15 protein-coding genes and 2 pseudogenes are annotated in these 19,441 nt (G+C 50.5%); 9 read left to right on the top strand and 8 right to left on the bottom strand.

All coding sequences use genetic code 11. The features are described 5' to 3' along the window. Window positions 1-5: 5 nt before the first annotated feature. Entirely contained in the window at window positions 6-239 is a 234-nt protein-coding gene (locus EDM57_RS15330) for a hypothetical protein (RefSeq protein WP_122905570.1), read from the bottom strand. A gap of 412 nt (window positions 240-651) precedes the next feature. Here EDM57_RS15330 and fumC point away from each other — a divergent pair, with 412 nt between their 5' ends. Continuing rightward, window positions 652-2,040 (top strand): class II fumarate hydratase, encoded by a 1,389-nt coding sequence (gene fumC, locus EDM57_RS15325; RefSeq protein WP_122905569.1) that lies wholly within the window; start codon window positions 652-654, stop codon window positions 2,038-2,040. A gap of 253 nt (window positions 2,041-2,293) precedes the next feature. Here fumC and EDM57_RS15320 read toward each other — a convergent pair whose 3' ends face one another. Then, a complete protein-coding gene (locus tag EDM57_RS15320) occupies window positions 2,294-3,127 on the bottom strand; it encodes a MerR family transcriptional regulator (RefSeq protein WP_122905568.1) in 834 nt (277 codons plus the stop codon). A 264-nt stretch (window positions 3,128-3,391) separates the two neighbouring features. Between EDM57_RS15320 and EDM57_RS15315 the strand changes: the two genes are divergently transcribed. The 5 genes from EDM57_RS15315 (at window position 3,392) to EDM57_RS15295 (ending at window position 7,447) form a co-directional block, all read left to right on the top strand. Beyond that, on the top strand, window positions 3,392-3,958 hold the full coding sequence (locus EDM57_RS15315) for a GNAT family N-acetyltransferase (protein WP_122905567.1): 567 nt from the start codon (window positions 3,392-3,394) through the stop codon (window positions 3,956-3,958). Between the two features lie 124 nt (window positions 3,959-4,082). Continuing rightward, on the top strand, window positions 4,083-4,766 hold the full coding sequence (locus EDM57_RS15310) for a response regulator transcription factor (protein ID WP_122905566.1): 684 nt from the start codon (window positions 4,083-4,085) through the stop codon (window positions 4,764-4,766). Next, window positions 4,756-5,865 carry a sensor histidine kinase gene (locus tag EDM57_RS15305; RefSeq protein WP_122905565.1) on the top strand — a complete coding sequence of 370 codons (1,110 nt, stop codon included), beginning with the start codon at window positions 4,756-4,758 and terminating at the stop codon, window positions 5,863-5,865. The genes EDM57_RS15310 and EDM57_RS15305 overlap by 11 nt, the downstream gene beginning before the upstream one ends. A 109-nt stretch (window positions 5,866-5,974) precedes the next feature. Then, complete coding sequence (locus EDM57_RS15300; RefSeq protein WP_025848069.1) at window positions 5,975-6,883, top strand: D-alanyl-D-alanine carboxypeptidase family protein; 909 nt, start codon at window positions 5,975-5,977, stop codon at window positions 6,881-6,883. A 3-nt stretch (window positions 6,884-6,886) separates the two neighbouring features. Beyond that, window positions 6,887-7,447 carry a VanZ family protein gene (locus EDM57_RS15295; RefSeq protein ID WP_122905564.1) on the top strand — a complete coding sequence of 187 codons (561 nt, stop codon included), beginning with the start codon at window positions 6,887-6,889 and terminating at the stop codon, window positions 7,445-7,447. Between the two features lie 106 nt (window positions 7,448-7,553). On the opposite strand, the pseudogene EDM57_RS15290 reads toward EDM57_RS15295, so the two are convergent. After that, window positions 7,554-7,676 (bottom strand): annotated as a pseudogene (locus tag EDM57_RS15290) (helix-turn-helix domain-containing protein); the annotation flags it as partial. 704 nt (window positions 7,677-8,380) lie between these two features. After that, window positions 8,381-9,037, bottom strand: a pseudogene (locus EDM57_RS15280) (IS256 family transposase); the annotation flags it as partial. Between the two features lie 285 nt (window positions 9,038-9,322). On the opposite strand from EDM57_RS15280, the gene EDM57_RS15275 reads away from it, so the two are divergent. Together EDM57_RS15275 and recQ are read left to right on the top strand one after the other, a co-directional pair. Then, window positions 9,323-9,616: a hypothetical protein gene (locus tag EDM57_RS15275; RefSeq protein ID WP_122905562.1), complete on the top strand. Its 294-nt coding sequence runs from the start codon at window positions 9,323-9,325 to the stop codon at window positions 9,614-9,616. 328 nt (window positions 9,617-9,944) lie between these two features. After that, on the top strand, window positions 9,945-11,720 hold the full coding sequence (recQ, locus tag EDM57_RS15270; protein WP_122905561.1) for a DNA helicase RecQ: 1,776 nt from the start codon (window positions 9,945-9,947) through the stop codon (window positions 11,718-11,720). Between the two features lie 110 nt (window positions 11,721-11,830). On the opposite strand, the gene lplT is transcribed toward recQ, so the two are convergent. The 4 genes from lplT to EDM57_RS15250 all read right to left on the bottom strand — a co-directional run bounded on the left by lplT (window position 11,831) and on the right by EDM57_RS15250 (window position 17,268). Further along, a complete protein-coding gene (gene lplT, locus EDM57_RS15265) occupies window positions 11,831-13,015 on the bottom strand; it encodes a lysophospholipid transporter LplT (RefSeq protein ID WP_246005823.1) in 1,185 nt (394 codons plus the stop codon). Window positions 13,016-13,022: 7 nt separating this feature from the next. Then, on the bottom strand, window positions 13,023-15,131 hold the full coding sequence (locus EDM57_RS15260) for an AMP-binding protein (protein ID WP_122905559.1): 2,109 nt from the start codon (window positions 15,129-15,131) through the stop codon (window positions 13,023-13,025). Window positions 15,132-15,239: 108 nt separating this feature from the next. After that, window positions 15,240-15,878, bottom strand: a complete 639-nt coding sequence (locus tag EDM57_RS15255) for a response regulator transcription factor (RefSeq protein WP_025848057.1) — start codon at window positions 15,876-15,878, stop codon at window positions 15,240-15,242. A 1-nt stretch (window position 15,879) separates the two neighbouring features. Then, window positions 15,880-17,268 (bottom strand): sensor histidine kinase, encoded by a 1,389-nt coding sequence (locus EDM57_RS15250; RefSeq protein WP_122905558.1) that lies wholly within the window; start codon window positions 17,266-17,268, stop codon window positions 15,880-15,882. Between the two features lie 260 nt (window positions 17,269-17,528). On the opposite strand from EDM57_RS15250, the gene EDM57_RS15245 reads away from it, so the two are divergent. Next, window positions 17,529-19,286 (top strand): methyl-accepting chemotaxis protein, encoded by a 1,758-nt coding sequence (locus tag EDM57_RS15245; RefSeq protein WP_122905557.1) that lies wholly within the window; start codon window positions 17,529-17,531, stop codon window positions 19,284-19,286. The last annotated feature ends 155 nt before the right edge of the window (window positions 19,287-19,441 follow it).

Genomic DNA, 19,441 nt, shown 5'->3' with positions numbered 1-19,441 from the left:
CTTCATTACAGGAATGGCTCTTCATATGTTTTTCCATAGGTCTTGCCATTATTATACGCTTTCCTATTTTTGGCAACGTGTGCGACTCCCAGTTTGCCTTCATACTCTTCCCCTTCGGCCTCACTGTAAATCATCCTTGCAAGCAAATCAACGCTATCTCTTCCTTTAAATTCTGTAAAATCCCATTTGTCCTTTTTATCTCCCAAGTCCTCCAACAGTTCTCCATAAGGATATGCCATTTTTCATTTCTCCTTTTTTATTATTGATTTAAGCAACAAATATCTGGCCAGCATTGTCGCTTCACTTATCTAGGAAAAAATCAGAGGTAAAACACAACATTATTTAAAAAATTTTTTTCAGAGAAGGGAGCTATCACTGCCGTTTTCAACGCGAGTGTTGCTGCGCTGAAAGATACCATGCCGATTAAGGAATGTTTCATCATGCAAAGCACGATCCATCAAGTCTCGTATCTTCCCGAAAGTGCTGAATTTATTCCGCATGATACAACTGTTCATATACACTTCTCTCCTTGCCAACAATAATGAAAATCATTATCATTTAAATAAATACAATCTGCTCCTATTTCAAAAGAGAAGAAGTGGACATGATAAAAAAGGAAAAAAGGCAGTCATTCATAGAGGAGGGTGCGAGATGAATTTTCGAATCGAAAAAGACACGTTGGGTGAAATGAAAGTGCCTGCGGACAAGCTGTGGGGAGCGCAAACACAGCGCAGCTTTCAAAACTTTGAGATCGGCACGGAGAAAATGCCGCTTGAGGTCATTCGCATGTTTGCCATCCTGAAAAGAAGTGCGGCGCTGGCGAATCAAAAGCTGGGCAAGCTGGATGCGGAAAAGGCGGAAGCGATCATAACGGCAGCCGACGAAGTTATCGCCGGAAAATGGAATGAACACTTCCCGCTGGTTGTCTGGCAAACCGGAAGCGGCACCCAGTCCAACATGAACGTCAACGAAGTCATCGCTCGCCGCGCCAACCAGTTGCTGGAGGAAAAAGGAAGCAGTGCGCGGATTCACGCCAACGACGATGTAAACAAATCGCAAAGCTCCAACGACACATTCCCGACTGCCATGCACATGGCGGGACTGGTAGCTGTCGAGGATCAAGTGCTGCCTGCTCTGGCACTGCTCAAGCAGACGCTCCAGGAAAAAAGCGAGGCTTACATAGACATCATCAAAATCGGCCGGACGCATTTGCAGGATGCCACTCCGCTGACACTGGGCCAGGAAATCAGCGGTTGGGTGCGCATGCTGGAAAAAACAGAGAAAATGATTCGGGAAAGCAACGAATATTTGCGTGAGCTGGCGATTGGCGGTACGGCCGTTGGTACTGGCATCAATGCCCACCCGCGCTTCGGCGAACTGGTCGCTGCGGAAATCAGCGAAGCGCTCGGCAAAAAATTCGTGACTGCCGCAAACAAATTCCACGCGCTGACCAGCCACGACGAGCTTGTTCACGTGCACGGAGCGTTGAAGGCGCTGGCAGCCGACCTGATGAAAATCGCCAACGACGTCAGATGGCTGGCGAGCGGACCGCGCTGCGGCATCGGCGAAATCGTAATCCCTGCCAACGAGCCGGGCAGCTCGATCATGCCAGGAAAAGTAAACCCGACGCAAAGCGAAGCGATTACGATGGTTGCGTGCCAGGTGATGGGCAACGATGCCGCAATCGGCTTTGCCGCAAGCCAGGGGAACTTTGAGCTGAACGTGTTCAAGCCAGTTATCATCTACAACTTCCTGCAATCGGCGCGACTGCTCGCAGACGCCATGAAGTCGTTCAACGACCACTGCGCTATCGGCATTGAACCAAACCTGTCTGTCATTCAGGAAAACCTGAACAACTCGCTGATGCTCGTAACCGCGCTGAACCCGCATATCGGTTACGAAAACGCAGCAGCCGTAGCCAAGCTGGCACACAAAGAGGGCATCACGCTCAAGGAAGCGGCGATCAAGAGCAACCTGCTGACCGAAGAACAATTCGACCAGATCGTGCGCCCGGAGCAGATGATTCATCCGAAGGAATAAAAAAGTAACCCACTCACTGGCATGAGCAGGTGAATATACTGGGAAAAGCCGATGCCATCCTGTGTTTATCTAGGGTGAAATGTTCATAATCAAACTATTGAAAAGGTATTACATTTTAAACATGTAGTACCTTTTTTGTAGTTGTATGTAATATCTATGGTGTTATATCACTAGAGCGCCCGATTGTTGTTGAGAGAGATTCTAAAAAATGGAAAACACCTATCTAGCAAGATAGTCGTCAGCATGACAAGCACTAAAGAGGTTGATGACTCGCCTCACGCGGTTTTACTTTCACACTAATTTTTGTAATATAATCTTTTTCCTCTTTTGCTGCAATCGAGTGCAGTAAATATTCCTCATAAATATCACCATCCAACGCCAACTGCTCCTGTTCTAAATAAGTGAGTAGCGTGTGATAGGTCTGTGAGATGTCATCATAAGATCCCTGATGATAAATGATCGCATAGTGTCCAGGTGGCTTCATTCTTGCTGACGGGTCGTCTAGGCGACAAAATAGGTAGCTTACGTTTCCAGACTCCTTATTTAGAAAATCTTCTTTTGAATACGCAATACCGTATGCGGCTGTACTTTTCACCCCAAGCTTTTTTAAAAACCGTGTAGATTGCTCGTAAACTTCCTCCGTTAATACCGACCAATCTATTTTCTCGTCGCTATACACAACAGGTTCAGCTGGTAGTTGTTGCACAAAAACTTTACCAAATGAAATTTCCTCCATCTCTTTTGTCAGGGTAACTGTTCGTTCTAGGAAAAATTGAATGTCTTGCAATTTTTGGATTTCCCTTGCCACTTTTTCCTGCTGTTGCATTGCCAGTTGTTGCAGAGTATGGGTGTTAGGCGCGTCAAAATACGTTTTGAGTTCTTTAATCGGTAGCTTAACTGCACGAAGCAATTGAATGGCTACAAATTGATCCAACTGATCGAATGTGTAGTAGCGATAGCCGTTATCAAAAGTGCCTGCTGGTTTAAATAAATCGATTTTATCGTAGTACAGAAGCGTATCCTTATTTACTTCAAGTAATTTGGCAAATTCACCAGTGGAAAATGTTTTTTCGGATATATTTTTCATTTCTTTTCACTTCTTTCTTTACTCTGGAGTTACTCCATACCGTACACTTTTTTTGTGAACATAACACGAAAATATACATGAGGCAAGCAATCGTTCATGTATGGAACGCACGAAGGGTGATGAGGAAGAGGGCCATGGGGATGTTACGGTGTACTTTTGTGGCATTTACGTGCTATATGCTGGGGTGAGTGCTTTACTTTGGAGTTTGCTATTTTTAACAGTCGGTCGATTATTTAATCGTGTAAAGAGAAAGGTTGTTTCGAAATGACAAAACAACAAAATGAACAAATTACGTTAGCCCCTCTACCGCAGGAAGAGTTGGCAATATTTAAGGAAGAAATACAAGAGGCATTTATGAAAGGGTTACAAGATAGTTTTCCAGAAGCAGAGGATTCAACCAAAATGGGACCACTCCCATCCGAGGAGGATTTCGAGCATTCGCTTACTGTAAAAGATTCGGTTGTGCGCCAAATTGTTCTAAATGGCGAAAGAATCGGTGGCGTCGTATTAAATATTAATCCCGAAACACAGCGAAACGAAGTGGATTTCCTGTATATAAAGGCGAATGCACACGGTAACGGTCTTGGTACAAAGGCATGGAAAGCGATAGAAGCAGCGTTCCCGGAGACGAAGGTTTGGGAACTGCACACACCGTATTTTGAAAAGCGTAATATTCATTTTTACGTGAATAAATGTGGCTTCAAAATTGTTGAGTTTAATCATAAAGGCAACCCAGGGCCAAATATCGAAGGGGAAGAGCCTGAGTCAGATGAAGAATTTGAATTTTTCCGTTTTGAAAAGGTCATGACGGAAGAAAGTAGTGAACTCTAAAATGACAGGACGCTTCCAACAGGCGTTCTTGCAGGATCATTGCAGCGTCACCTCTTTAGATTTTCTTTAAACATTTCTGCTATAGTGGTCAGTAATGACTCAGATTCGTGCGGAGGTGTAGCCAATGAAAATACTAATCGTAGACGACGACAAGGAAATCGTAGACCTGCTCGCCATCTATTTAGGCAACGAAGGCTACGAGATCGAAAAAGCCCACGACGGTGTACAAGCGCTGGAAAAGCTCGCTCAAAAAAACATCGATCTCGTTATTCTGGACGTCATGATGCCGAACCTCGACGGGTTGGAAGTGACCAAACGCATACGAAAAGACTCGACAATCCCCATCCTGATGGCCAGCGCGAAAACGAACGACATGGACAAAATCATGGGGCTGATGACCGGAGCCGATGATTACGTCGCCAAGCCGTTCAATCCGCTGGAGGTGATCGCGCGGGTCAAATCCCTTTTGCGCCGGGCCAATTACAACCAACAACAAAAGCAGGATCACGTCATCGAGGCAGGCCCGCTGATTATCGACAAGCAGAGTCACGTCGTCGAGACGAAGGATGGCGTTCCGATCAAACTGACCGCCCTGGAATTTTCCGTGCTGTTTTTGCTGGCCAGCCACCCGAACCGGGTTTTTTCCTCCGAAGAAATTTTCGACCGCTGCTGGAAAATGGAAAACTACGTCTCCTACAAGACGGTGATGGTGCACATCAGCAATTTGCGCGAAAAGCTGGAGAAGGCGACCAATGGCGAAAAAGTGATCCAGACCGTCTGGGGGGTAGGCTATAAAATTGAAGCTTGATGCCAAAGATTTTTTGCGCATTTTCCTCGACCTGATCCTGAGTCTGGCAATCTTCTATGCTGTTTTGCAGACCGCTTCCTTTCTCGCCCAAAACTATTTGTACAACATTCGGGAAGTCAAAGAGTACGTCTGGTTTTTGCGGCGCAGCTTCGGCATTGAGTCGTTTAAAATCCCGATCATTCTGTTGGGAATCGGGCTGTTTGCCGCCTGGACGTTTGTCCGTATCCGCAAGTACATCGAGCAAAAACAAATGGAGCAGATCATCTCCGAACTGCACTACATCGCCAAAGGGAATTTTCAGCACGTCATCTCCATCCGGCCGAGCGGCAGCCTGGGAAATGTGGTCGACAGCATTCATGCGCTGGTCAAAAGCACGCGCGAAGCGATGGAGGAGGAGCGGCGGCTGGAGCAGTCCAAGGATGAGCTGGTGACGAACGTGTCCCACGATTTGCGCACCCCGCTGACGTCGATTATCGGTTATTTGGGACTGATTGAAGAGCGCAAGTACAAAAACGAAGAGCAGCTCAGGCAGTACGCCCACATCGCCTATGAAAAGGCCAGGCAGATGAACGTGCTGGTCAATGACTTGTTCGAGTACACCAAGGTCCGCAATCGGGGAGCGCATGTGACCCGGACACAGTTTGACCTCGTGGAGCTGGTGGAGCAAGTCTCGGTGGGCTTTCGCATTGCGGCGCAGGAAGCGGGCTTGTGCCTGCATGTAGACACGCCGGACGAAAAAATCGAGATGATCGGCGATACAGACAAGCTCGTCCGCGTGCTGGAAAACTTGCTCTCAAATGCGGTCAAATACGGGCGGGACGGCACGGACATTTTCATTCGCCTATTCGAGCAGCAGGGCGGGGTTGCCATATCTGTTGCCAACAACGGAGCGCCAATTCCAGCCGAATATATCCCCAATCTGTTCGAGCGCTTTTTCCGGGTAGAAGGGTCGCGCTCCAAAGAGACGGGCGGCTCGGGACTGGGACTGGCCATCGCCAAAAGCATCATTGACCTGCACCATGGCAGCATTTCCGTGGACAGCACGCCGGAATGGACGACCTTTACGATCTGGCTTCCTCGTACCTCTCCCTCTTCATAAATCCTTTCCTTTTTCTTTACTTTTCGTTTCCGTTTTTTTGATTTCAAAAGCCTATCCTTGTTGCATGAAGAACGAATGTGTTCATGTGTGATGAGGAGGGCTTGTTTTTATGCGGAGAGGAACACTGCTGCTGCTTCTGCTCGTTGTGGCTGCGGGTTATGCCTGTTGGAGCGACATGAGGCCGGCAGTAGCAGATTTGGTAAACAGAAGAGCTGAGACTGTGCTGGGGAAAATAACCGGCAGTGTGGAGGCGCGGGCGGCTGTTTTGCTCGACAGCGAGACAGGCGAAGTGTTGTACGCCCAAAATGCCGATACCCCCTATCCGGTGGCAAGCATGTCGAAAATGATGACCGAGTATTTGCTGCTGGAAGCGATCCGGGAGAAGCGTGTCGCTTGGGACGATGAAGTGCCCGTTTCCGCAAATGCCGCCGGGGCCGGGGGCGCGCGGGTGCAGCTTGAGCCGGGCAGAGCGTACCCGCTTCGCGATTTGTACGAAGCGATGGCGGTCGGCTCCGCAAACAACGCGGCCGTAGCCATCGGTGAATACCTGGCGGGCAGCACGTCTGCTTTTGCCAGACAGATGAACAAAAAGGCAGCCGAGCTGGGGCTTGCGTCCTCGTCTTTTGTCAACGCGACAGGGCTGGATTACGACTACGGGCAAAATGAGATGTCGGCAAGAGACGTAGGCATGCTGGCGCACTATCTGCTTCGCGACTTCCCGGAGATTGTGGAGTTGACTGCCGAGCCTTTTGTGCAGCTTTCTTTCGGGGAACGGGTGGACAACACCAATCTGATGGTGCGCACCGATCACGACGAAATGAACGTGCCAGGGCTGGACGGACTGAAGACAGGGTTTACCGATAAAGCGGGCTACTGTTTTACAGGGACGGCCAGGCAGGGTGACAAGCGTCTGATTTCTGTGGTGATGGGGGCGGCAAACGAAGTGGTCCGCTTTACAGAGACAAAAAAGTTGTTGGAGAGGGGATTTGACATTGCATACAGCGCCGAAAAAAGGTAGGGCATGGACGGTTCCGCTTTTTCTGGGGTACTCCGTTTTGCGGTGTATTTGTATTTGGTCATAAAAGTGCTGTTGTTAAAATTCAGCAGTCTGGATATAGAGCTGTTGCAGATACAATGGCAAATGCTTTCAAACGACCCGACGAGCATCGTGGAGCGGCTGCGCTACCGGGGCAACCTCGTGCCGTTTCATGAAATTCAAAACTACGTGTCACAGATTCGAAACGGCCAGAGTGGGCACAGCTTCGTGAATCTCGTCGGAAACATCGTTGCATTTATGCCCTTTGGCTTGATGCTGCCGCTGTTGTTTGCGAAAAAAGCAGGCTCCGTCGGCAAAGTCGCATGGCTGTCGTTTCTGTTTAGCCTTGGGCTGGAAACGACGCAGCTAGTGCTGAGCTGCGGCACGTTTGACGTCGACGATCTTTTGCTGAATACGGTGGGAGGGATACTCGGGTATGGCGTTTATTTGGTGCTGCGGTTTGTCTTTTGGCGTCATTCATCCGGTGATCGTTCAGCCAGTAGCTTGACATACCGGAAAAAAGCGATGGAGTACAGGGCTGATTAAGCCTGCCGAACGAAAATCATATAGGTTTATTCTACAAGTTTTCTGCCCAACTTAATGCAGCCCATCCAACGTAAGGAATCTGTCTAGTTTGGTGTTGACAGTCCAATTCACCCCGGAGATATCGGCGAATTGTATTTCGAGAATGCCCCGTTAGACGGGCAATTTCACGAATACTCTTGCCTTCTGCCCTCATGGTATGTAACGATATCACTATCCCACTCCTAAGCATGTGTCTCCCTCCGAAAATTAACTTGGCCGTTAATACCGAAGGGGATATATTCGCTAAGGGTGGGTCATTTTCTTTCCGGCGAACCTGGGTCAATTATATCCCGGCGGTGACAGACTTTTTAATTTTTAATAAGGAGGTAATTTTATTTGAAAAATATCAATAAATCATTACTTCTTGCTTTGGTGGTAAATGGAGGATTCTTATTGTTCTTGCTGCTTGAACAGGTGTTGAGCAATTGGATAGTTATAGGCTGGATTTTAACTGTGATCGTATTTCTCTATTTTTTGTCTTTTGTCTTGATTTTTATTGAGTTTAGTAGAAAAACTAATAAAGGATATCTCTATTTAGCATTGACTATCAATTTACTTGGATTAATAATGTTTATGATCTATTGGTTTAGACTATAATACTTACGAGACATAAAAGATCATTCTATCTCCCATATTGCAAAGAAAAAGGTGTTAACTGGAGAACAGCTAAACGTGTTTTAATGCGGATAAACCGATCCCGCTAGGCCATGATTTCTTCTGGGTCTGTCAAGATTTTTGTGTAAACTCAATCAACCGATATATGAAAAGGTTTCATCCCCTAATTGGGACATCTTTTTCGAAACCAATCGAGTCAAGGGCGTAAGGCGAAGCGAACCCTGGACGCGTTGGTGGAGAGAAAGATCATCCTTTCGGGGATGAAGCCTTTCATTTTTATTAACGGATGTACGGCTGTACCCGATCTTCAAAAAAAACGGAAAGCTGTAAGAGAATCTGGCCCCAGTTCTGGACTCGTCCCGTCAACTTTCGCAGAACATCCATGGTTACGAGATATAACATCTTCAAAAGGGCATCGTCTGTGGGAAACATGGCTTTTCCTTTTGTCACCTTTCGAAGCTGTCGATGATAACTTTCAATCACGTTTGTTGTATAGATCAGCTTTCCAATCTCTGGAGGATATCGAAAGAAGGTGGCAATCTCGTCCCAATTACTCCACCAGGAACGAACCATCAAGGGATATTTACTGCCCCAGGTTTGTTCAAACTGCTCGAGTTCTTCCAACGCGGCTTGCTCCGTTGGAACTTGATAGATGGGTTTTAGCTCGGACGTGATCTTTTTGAGATCCTTATAGGAAACATACTTGATGGAATTTCGGATTTGATGGATGACACATTTCTGAATCTCCGTCTTCGGATAACATGCTGAGATGGCTTCTGTAAAGCCACGAAGGTTATCGACGCTTGTAATAAGAATATCCTGGCCCCCGCGATTTTTCAGTTCGTTGAGTACATGGAGCTAGAATTTTGCCGATTCATTCTCTCCAATCCAGATTCCAAGAACATCTTTATGACCGTCAAGGTCAATTCCAATTACTTTTTTCTTTGTTTTTTTCTGTGACGATGTGTTCAACTCCATCTAGGTCAGTATAGAAAGTTGGTTCATACTCAACTTCCGAGTCCACTTTAACGCCACCATCAGCTATCAATTCCTCTTGCATTTCCTCTGGTAAAGTATCAATTTTTTCAGAAAAAACCATTATCTTAAGTGTTTTTTTTTGTAAAGGGAATCATTTAAAAAACCTCCTAATGTATGGTATATTAGAATAGTAACAATACTTGTATAAAAGTACCGATATGTGTAAATAAAGGGATAATATAAATGGAAAAGAAAAAACTTATTGTTTACTTGGGCATATTGTTTCTTGTAATGATGGGGTTTTCACTAATATGGAGTATTTATTTTAAGGAGAAGACAGCAGCCGTCGTAAAAGTAAAAGAGGTTAGCAATGACTTCATCGTAATTGAGGATCAACTCAACATGAAAAGAACGATTGATGTCCCGAGGGTTATTACGAAATTAATTAAAGCGAACGAAGAGTATTTTGTAGAGTATGAGTCTAGCTTGATAGGATTGCCGAAACTTGTTTCTATAGAACCCCTAAACGAAAGATGAAACATTTTTATTGGGTTATGTTTTGTCTAAGTCGTTGTGGTTCTGATCGTTCTGGGTAAAGCATGGCCGGCTCTGATGGTTCTGGGATATGCAGTTTTTGTGTTCTATCAGTGACCGTTCTGCCAGAGACTCGACGACGTACCCTGATAAAAGCTATGGCGTACAAGGCTGACCAAGCCTGCCAAACGCAATACAGAACAAGGGCACCTGCAATGGTGCTCTTTTTCATCTGCTGTGCTTCCTCTTGTTTTGTCCCACCACCTGTGTTTACACTAAATAGAATCAATAATCAATTGAACCAATTTATTGAAAGAGAAGGTGATTCTCTTTGCTCCATAAAGCACGGGAAGTTTTGCAAAAATATTTCGGCTACGAATCGTTTCGCGAGGGACAAAAGAAGATTATCGAGAGCCTGCTCGCAGGCCATGACACGATCGGCATCATGCCGACCGGCGGGGGAAAATCCATCTGCTATCAGGTGCCGGCCATGCTGTTCGACGGCGTCACCATCGTTATTTCGCCGCTTATCTCGCTGATGAAGGACCAGGTAGATGTGCTGGTCAACATGGGCATTGCGGCAACGCAGATCAACAGCTCGCTCGACTACAGCGAGGTGCGCGAGCGCTTGCGGATGGCGGCGCGCGGGGAGTACAAGCTGCTTTATATCGCGCCTGAGCGGCTGGAGTCGGAAACGTTTCAAACTTTGATCCGCAATGTGCCGATTTCGTTCGTCGCTGTCGATGAGGCGCACTGTGTCTCGCAGTGGGGCCACGACTTCCGCCCCAGCTATTTGGAGATCGCCCGCTTTTTGCGCACGCTGCCAGAGCGTCCCGTCGTCGCAGCCTTGACCGCGACGGCAACACCGGAAGTTACCGCCGACATCAAGCGCCAGCTTACCCTGGAGGACGAGCGCCTCTTTATCACTGGCTTTGGCCGGGGCAACCTCATTCTGTCGGTGCGCAAAGGGGAAAACCGCCGCGAGTTCATCCAGGCGTATTTGAAAGCCAACAGGCAGCAGTCCGGAATCATCTACGCCGCCACGCGAAAAGACGTCGATGCGCTGCACGCCGACCTCGCGAAGCGCGGCTTTTCCGTGACCAAATACCACGCCGGGCTGTCCGAGGAAGAGCGGGCGGCGAATCAGGAAGCGTTCCTGTTCGATGATGTCCGCACGATGGTCGCGACCAACGCATTCGGAATGGGCATCGACAAGTCCAATGTGCGCTACGTCATTCACTACAACATGCCGAAAAACCTGGAAGCGTACTACCAGGAGGCGGGCCGCGCCGGACGCGATGGCGAGCCGAGCGAGTGCATTTTGCTGTACCAGCCGCAGGACATCCAGACCCAGTCTTTTTTTATCGAGCAAAACCAGCTAACCGACGAACGCAAGGAGCACGAGTACAAAAAGCTGTACGCCATGGTCGACTACTGCCGGACGCCGCGCTGCCTGCAGCAGTACATCGTGCAGTATTTCGGCGAGACGGATGCGCCTGAGTGCGGCCGCTGCCACAACTGCACCGACAACACGGAGCTGACCGACATTACCCTTGAAGCACAAAAAATCTTTTCCTGCGTCAAGCGGATGCGGGAACGCTTCGGCGCAACTCTGGTTGCCCAGGTACTCAAAGGCTCGAAAAACAAAAAGGTCACGCAGTTCCAGTTCGACCAGCTTCCTACCTACGGACTGATGAAGGAGTACAAGGAAAAGGAAATCGCCGACCTGATCCAACTGCTCATTGCCGAAGGATACTTGCAGGTGACAGAAAGCCAGTACCCGATTGTGAAGCTGGGAGCGCGGGCGCTGCCAGTGCTCAAGGGCGAGGAGCGCGTCGTGCAAAAAATATCGCTCCGCCCGGCAGCGCTCGCAGAGGACGACGAGCTGTTCGAGCAGTTGCGTGCGCTGCGCAAGGAAATCTCGCAGCGCGAAGGTGTGCCGCCATACGTCATTTTCCACGACAGCACATTGAAGGAAATGAGCAGCCTCTGCCCGACCGACAAGCAGGCGATGCTCAAGATCAAAGGCGTGGGCGAAGCCAAGTTCGAGAAGTACGGCCAACCCTTCCTGGAATGTTTGCAAAACTACGCCGCAGTCAAGCCGTGACGGTCATGGTCACGGCTTTTCGCTGTTGCAGCGGTGTGTCAAAACAAAAGCCGTGACGTTTGACGATCACGCACGGCTTTTGCTCCTTTTTGTCTTCTCTTTTCCCCGCATTAGCCCGCAATTCGCCTGCTGTGCTTCATCAAATACAGCAGGAAAGCCAGCAGCAGCAACCCTTGGGCGACGATGGCGCCGGAGATGGAGGCGCCCAGATAGACGATCAGGTAGTAAATCCCCGACCCGGCAGCCATCAAAAAGTTTTCGACGAAGTTTTGGATCGCAATCGTCTTGCCGGAGCCGACCATCTTTTTCCCTTCGTCCTGCAGGATCGTATTCATCGGAATGATGAACACCCCGCCCATGAACCCGACGAGAAGAAGCAGGCAGATCGCAATGACGGTTACGTGAATCCACGGAAACAGCACGATGATGAGAAACATGCCGAAGCCGTAGCCGACCGAGCGGGTGAACCGGGACAGCGGAATCAACCGTGGCGCAAGAAAAGCGCCGATGATAATCCCGATTGACGTCGTAGCCAGGATCAGCGAGACGGAAAAGCTTTGCGGGTTAATTCCGAGCGCGGCGGGTATCCAGGCCAGCACGGCGACCCGCAGTACAGCCGAGCTCATCCAGAAGGCACCGGTTCCGATCAGGGCAAAGCTCGTTTCCGCCCGGTTCATCAGGTGTTGGAAGTCGATGAAAAAGCGACGTGCTTCCGTCCCGTAACGAATAGCCGAGTTCCCTTTCATGCGCGGGATGAAAAAAGTCATGAAAAGCGACAACAGGTAGAGAGCGAGGCAGATGCTTGAAGAGAACAGCGGCGCTGTCATGGAGGCGATTGCCCCGCCCCCGCCGATTCCGGTCAAGATCGCGACAATGGTGTACGCCTCGATTCGTGCGTTGGCCTGGAACAGCTCCTGTTCATTGTGCGTCAGCTCCGGCAGGATGCCGTATTTGGCAGGCGAGTAGACGACCGCGCCGACTCCCACTGTAAAGTAGCAGAGCATCAGCAGCAAAATGCTGGAGTGATCGATGACAAACAGCAGCACGACACCGAGCGCTTTTATCAGGTTGCCGATCACCAGGACGAACGACTTGGCGTGCTTGTCGGCAAAAGGCCCGACGAGCGGAGCGAGAAAAACGTACGGCAGAAAAAAGGAAATGGAAACGAGTGCGAGCATGGCGGGAGAAAAGCCGTTCTCCCGCAGCAGGTTGGCTATGACAAACAAAATCATGTTGTCGGCAAAGGCCGAGAGAAATTGCGTGAAATACAGGGCTTGCAGCGGTTGCATTCGCATCTTCACATTAGTTTCCTCCACTTTCCGCCAGTTGCTTCAGACTGACATAGTCCGTTTTTCCGCTCCCGAGAAGAGGCAGAGCCTTGATGACCTGCATCGCGCCGGGGATGAGCAGCGGCGAGTATTGCTTTTCCGTCAAATAGGCGCGCAGTTGGCTGAGTTGAACCGTTTCATCTGTAGTGAACAGCAGGATGCGCTCGCCTTTTCGCTGGTCGCTGACCGTGATCGCGGCAAAGCCGGAGTGTCCGAAGCATTGCATCGCCAGTTCTTCCACCAGATTGAGCGACACCATCTCACCGCCGATTTTGGCAAAACGTTTCAGGCGGGACTGAATGCTGAGAAACCCTTCCTTGTCGGCTGTCACCAGATCCCCTGTGCGGTACCATTCTCCCGCGGGCACGAAGCCTTGGCCGTGAATCAGGTAGCCTTTCATGACGTTCGGGCCTTTGACGAGCAGCTCGCCGCCTTCGTCGATGCCTTCGACCGGGTCCAGCCGATAGCGCATGCCCGGCACGATTCGGCCGACTGTTCCCGGCTTGTTGGCGAGCGGTGTGTTGAGCGCGAGGATCGGAGCGGTTTCAGTTGCGCCGTAGCCTTCGAAAATCCGCACGCCGAATTTATCCATCCACAGCTTGCGCACATCGTCTTTCAGCTTTTCCGCTCCTGCAAACACGTACCGCAAGGAGTAGAAGTTGTACGGATGCGCCATCCGCCCGTAGCCAGCCATGAACGTCGAGGTCCCGAACAAAATGGTCGCGTTTTGATCGTACACCAGCTCTGCAATCGCCTTGTAGTGCAGCGGACTCGGATACAGATACACCGGAATGCCTTTGACGACGGGCAAAAGCGTGCCAGCAGTCAGTCCGAAGCTGTGGAACATCGGCAGCGCGTTGAAAAACTTGTCGCGGCTCGTAACGTCGATCATGCTGGTCACTTGCTGGATGTTGGCGTACAGATTGGTGTGCGTCAGCACGACGCCTTTTGGCTTGCTTTCGCTGCCGGATGTGAACAGAATCAGTTCATTGGCACTCGGTACGGCTTTTTTCCTGGTCACATAAGCGGTGAGGGCAGCCAGCTTGTCAAAAGCGGTGGCCGACGCTTTCAAATCTTCCAGGTAAATGATCCGGATGCTCGGCGAAAGGCCCGCGACAATGTGCTCCAGCTTGCCTTTTTCGATGAAGGTGCGCGAGGTCAGGATCGTATCGATATGGGCTGTCTCGCAGCAGTCGAGGAGCGAGCGGATGCCGAGCGAAAAGTTCAGGATGGCAGGTGTTTTCCCGATGCGAAACAGCGCCAGCAACGTCACCAGGTGCCCGACCGAGTTGGGGAGAAAGACGCCGACGACCGTTTTTCCCGCCAAGGGCTGCTGCAGCTTGCTGCCGAGCAGATAGCTGCCGACGAGCAGGGTGCGGTAGTTGATCGCCGAGGTCAAGTCTTTGGCGATCTCCATGTTCGGACCGTTAAGGCGGGCGGCCGCCAGCACTTCGTCGAACAGGTTGACGTTTTGCTTCATCCGGCTTTGGAACAGTTCCTCCTGCAGCGTGCGCAGGACCAGGTCGTTGGCGGCCGACTTTTGTTCACGCATCGAGCGGTTTGCGTCGCGCGGGATGGTGAACGGCGTGCCGACTGTCATGGTGACGGCGGGAAACAGCGAGCGGCGCAGCTTGCCTTTCAAATAAGAGAAGATCGAGCGCTCCAGGCCGTTGATCGCGACCGGGTAGACGGTTGCGCCTGTTCGCATGGCGAGGTAGCCGACGCCGCTGTAAATTTTCATCAGGCCGCCCGTTGTGGTGACGCGGCCTTCCGGGAAAATCACCAGCGTCTCTCCTTTGCGGATGACCCGAAGCATATGGCGGATCGAGTACGGGTTGAGCGGATCAATCGCAATGTGCTTGCGGAAGCGCAGGAAAAAGGCAAACCGCTTGGCAATTCCGGTGTTGACGACAAAGGTAGCACTTTCCGGCAAGCAAAAGGAAAGGAGTACCGCGTCGAGCAAGGAGACGTGGTTCGGAATGATAAGAGACGGTTTTGTCAGGTCGATTCTGTTGACTCCGTGGATGCGGGGCCGAAACCATAGCAGCAAAATCATTTTCAAAAAAGCATGAATGAGGACCATGTAGACCACACCTTTACAACGAAGAATGGTGTTGCTGTATAGCTCTCATTGTAAGGAGTGGGGGGAGTAAAAAAAGTACCAACATTCCTTAGTACCTGGTCATAACACCTAGAACAACTTTTTCTGGCTGGCTTTTGCAGCCGCCTCCTTGCTCGTTTTGACGCCCATTTTTTTCAGGATGCGGTTGATGTGGTTTTTGATGGTCCGCTTGGTGATGTGCAGCGATTGCTCGATTTGCGTCTGCGTCTTTCCCTGGTGGATCAGTTGCAGAATTTCTTTTTCAGCAGGGGAAAGCAGCTTCTGGTTTTCTTCGTTTTTCAGGCGCAAAAATTCGTTGCGGAGAGCAGCCGCTGCTGTCGGGTGAATCGCCGACTGGCTGTTGTGGGCAGCGCGGATGGCGTCGGGAAGTTCCTTGAAGCTGGACTTGCTGATGTAATTGACCGCACCTGCGGAGAAGGACTCGACAATGACATCGTCGGCGGTCAGGGACGTGAGCATGATGATTTTACAGTCTGGCTCAAGCGCAATCAGCTCCATCGCGGTTTCGATTCCGTCGAGATTGTTCTCGGTCAGGTTGATGTCCATCAGGACGACATCGGCTCCTGCTGCCAAAAAGCGCTCGATCGCTTCCGCTTTTGTGCCCGCCTCGCCGACGACGGTGAGGTCTGCTTCTTTGTTCAGGTAGTCGACCAGTCCTTTTCGCCAGACAGGGTCGTCCTCGACGAGAAATACGTTGATCGTCTCCATGTCAGTTCCTCCCTTCTGTTTGGGCAGAGCCTGTGATGACGCGTTTTTTCGGGAAAAACAAAAACACGCTTGTTCCTTTTCCAGGCTCGCTGTATATTTTCAGCATTCCTTGATGCTTTTGCATGACATTATAGCAATAGGAAAGGCCGAGGCCGAAGTTTTGTCCGGTTCGCTTGGTAGAGAAAAAAGGGTCGAGCACATGCGGCAAATTTTCCTTGGAAATGCCTGTACCCGTATCCGCAACGGCAATGACGAGGTGACGGTTGGACAAAAACAGTTGCAGGGTAAGCTTGCCGCCAGACTTCATCGCTTCGATTGCGTTCATGCACAAATTGGTGACGATTTCCCTCAACTGCACGGGATCGCCATACAGGTGAAGGCTCTCATCCAGTTCGCATTCCACCAGCACCTGGTGCTTTTCCAGGTAAGGCTTCAAGTTATGGATGACTTGCTTGATAATTTCACCAGGCGCGCACGGTGACTCGCGCAGCTCGACGTCGCGAAGCTGGTTTTGAATCCGGTTCATCATGTCCAGCATGTGCTGGGAGGATTGCAGGAGGACGAGTGCGTCTTCCCTCAGGTTTGGCTGGTTTGTTTCCTCCGCGTATGATTCGATCCGGTCGGCGTACAGCGAGATTTTGCCCACCTCGTTTTTGATCGTGTGGTTAATGATTTGCGCTCCTGACGTGAGCGCGCGCAGCGTGCTGTCCAGCCGCCTTTTTTCCACGCGGAGCCGGACGCCCAAAAAGCCGTATTTCAAACTGATGGCGACAATCAGAATGAACTGGATCGCGACGACCAGCATATTGTAGCGCCATGCTTCGTAGTCGTTCTGGATGCGCATGATGTAGATGAAGATAAAGACGAAAAACAGCGGAACGATGATTAACAGGTTCGTGAAAAAGCTGTTCTTTTTGACCAGCGGGTCTTTCTCGTTCCGGTACTGTATGATGAGCAGCGTGCAGGCGATCAGAAAAAAGGGAATGACCCACGCCACCATGATCCAGTAATTGAAGGCAAGTACAGGATAAATGGGGGTAATCACGAGCATCAGGGCTGGCAGGCAGAGCGCAGCGAACTGGGTAATCAGCTTTGTCCGGCGGGTGAGAAGCTCCGCCGAATGGACGGCGAACATGAGAAACGAATAAGGCAATCCTGCCTGGCAAATAAAGGAAGATAGGTTGCTTAGAAAAAGCAAAGTCTGCTCGGTCCCGGCATTGATCGTTCCTGCCCAGAGCGGGATGATCGTCTCGTCAATGACCCCAGAGAGGAACCCGCCTCCTCCGACGAATGCAGTGGCGCAGGCCCAACGGATCGACGTGCGTTTCGGGTCCGTGAACAGGACCAATAGACCTAGCGCCCAAATGGTGAATAAGGTGAAAACCATCATGGCAAGCAATCTCCTGTGTCAGTCATGTTACAACCATTATAGCGTACCTGCACAGCAGGAAACGTAAATGAATCCGATGCCAATAAAAAAGATAGGACTTGAGACGGGTAAATAGTAAAAAAATTGTTGCAGATATGGATATTTTGAATGATCCCATCTGTTCCTCTGGCCCAAAATCGCCTATCATGGTATTCATAACCGTTTTATTAAAAACCGTACATATCTTTTATCATCATGAGGCGGGGAGGAGAGGCAAGCGAATGGCATCCTTTATGAAAAAGCATCTGATTGTTCGGATTTTGTGCGTCATCATCTCCGTTTTGATCCTGGTCGCTGTGGGGAATATCGCTACGCAGATCATACAGACGAGGGCTGCGGTTGAAGAAGGAATAAACAACTACAATATGCGGATCGCGGAAAGCTACGCTGCACAGATGAAGCCCGAGCTGTATGCTGATTTTTTACAGCAGCCGACGGAAACAGAGTTGTACTGGGAGCTGCGGCATGAGCTGGATGTGTTCCGCACGCAAATTGGTGCGATTTACGTCTATTTTGTTCGTTTCGATGAGAGTCAGGTACCGAGGATCATGATTGATGGCCGTCCGCCGAATGATCCCATGGCGTCACCGATTGACGAAGTGACAGATATGCCCCCGGATGCGGTGAAGGCCGTCATGGCAGGCAACAAGGCGAGCTCGCCGATCATCGAAAACCCGGAATACGGGACGTACATCTCCGCTTATGTTCCGGTGAAGGACAGCAGTGGAGCCGTGATCGGGGCGCTCGGTATTGATACCGATGTAGCGGTTTACGAACAGTTGGCTGCCAACGTGCTCTGGGAAAGCGTGCCGATCTACGTGCTGATGTTCGCGGTTATGCTCGTTGCTGTCCTGGTGATTGTCTGGTTTGTACAGCGGGCGCTGCGCCCTCTGCATATCGTCAAGGAGAGCGCGGAAAAGATGGCGCAGGGCGATCTGGCTGCGGCAGGCAGCATTTTGCGTTCCTCGCCGATCAAGTCCCAGGATGAAATCGGCACCGTCTACCAGTCGATGCTTGCGATGTCCGAGCATTTGCACAGCCGGGTGCGCGGGCTGGTCATCAATATGGACAAGACTTCTGACCAACTGGTTGTCTCTTCGAAGGAGCTGGCTGACAGCGCCGACGAAATGCTGGAAGTGGGGCAAAGCGTGAATGAGAGTGTCCAAGTCATTTACGACGGGGCACACTCCCAGAAAAAGAGTGCGGACGACAGTGCGCATGCCATCGAAGAAATCGCGCTCGGCATTGCCCGGATCGCCGAGTCCTCGGCAACGGTATCCGATGCTTCCGTCCAGGCACTGGAGATGGCCCAATCCGGCGATACGGCGATGAAGCGCATGAGCCGGCAGATGCAGGAAATCGCGATCTCAGCGGAACAGACGTATGAAATCGCGAAAACATTGAAAGCGTATTCCCGGCAAATCGAACATGTGCTGGGCACGATTCATGGCTTTACCGAGCAGACGAAAATTCTCGCGCTCAATGCCTCCATCGAAGCGGCCAGAGCAGGGGAGCACGGGCTTGGCTTCACGATTGTGGCCCAGGAGGTGGGCAAGCTGGCGAATGCCTCGGCTTCCTCCGTCCAGCAGATTACCGCCCTTTTGGGCAACATCGGCCAGGAATCGGAAAAAATCAGTGCCAAAATGGAAAGCGTCACGGCCGAAATCCAGGCAGGCGTGGAGCTGTCCGCGGAGGCGGAGCAGTCGTTTTTGCACGCGGTCAAGGCGTTCATGCTGGTCAGCGAGCAGGTTCAGGAAGTGTCTGTCACAACAGAGCAGCTCTCTGCGGGGTCTGAGGAAGTGGCAGCTACAGTGAGCAGCATCGCCAACATCGCTTCTGGGGTAAGCGAGCTGACAGAACAGATTCGGAGCATGACGAACAGGCAACTGGAGATGATGAAGCAGGTGTACGACGCTTCGGCCGTCCTGAATGCCAATACGCTGGACATGCGGCAGGCAATCCAGCAAGTAAACGTATAAAAGAGCAGAAACAGCCATCCTTTGTCCGGCGAAGGGTGGCTGTTTCTTTTTCGGGCAAGTTTTCCAAGAACGGGATGACTTATGCGTATCCATAATATTGTGGAATAAGGAGGTTTTTCCATAGGGGCGTGGAAATGAAAACGAATCAGTTGAGT

The sequence above is a fragment of the Brevibacillus gelatini genome, from assembly GCF_003710935.1.
Classification (GTDB): Bacteria; Bacillota; Bacilli; order Brevibacillales; family Brevibacillaceae; genus Brevibacillus; species Brevibacillus gelatini.
The sequence above is the reverse complement of the archived record's forward strand: the minus strand, read 5'-3'. Positions and strand labels throughout refer to the sequence as shown.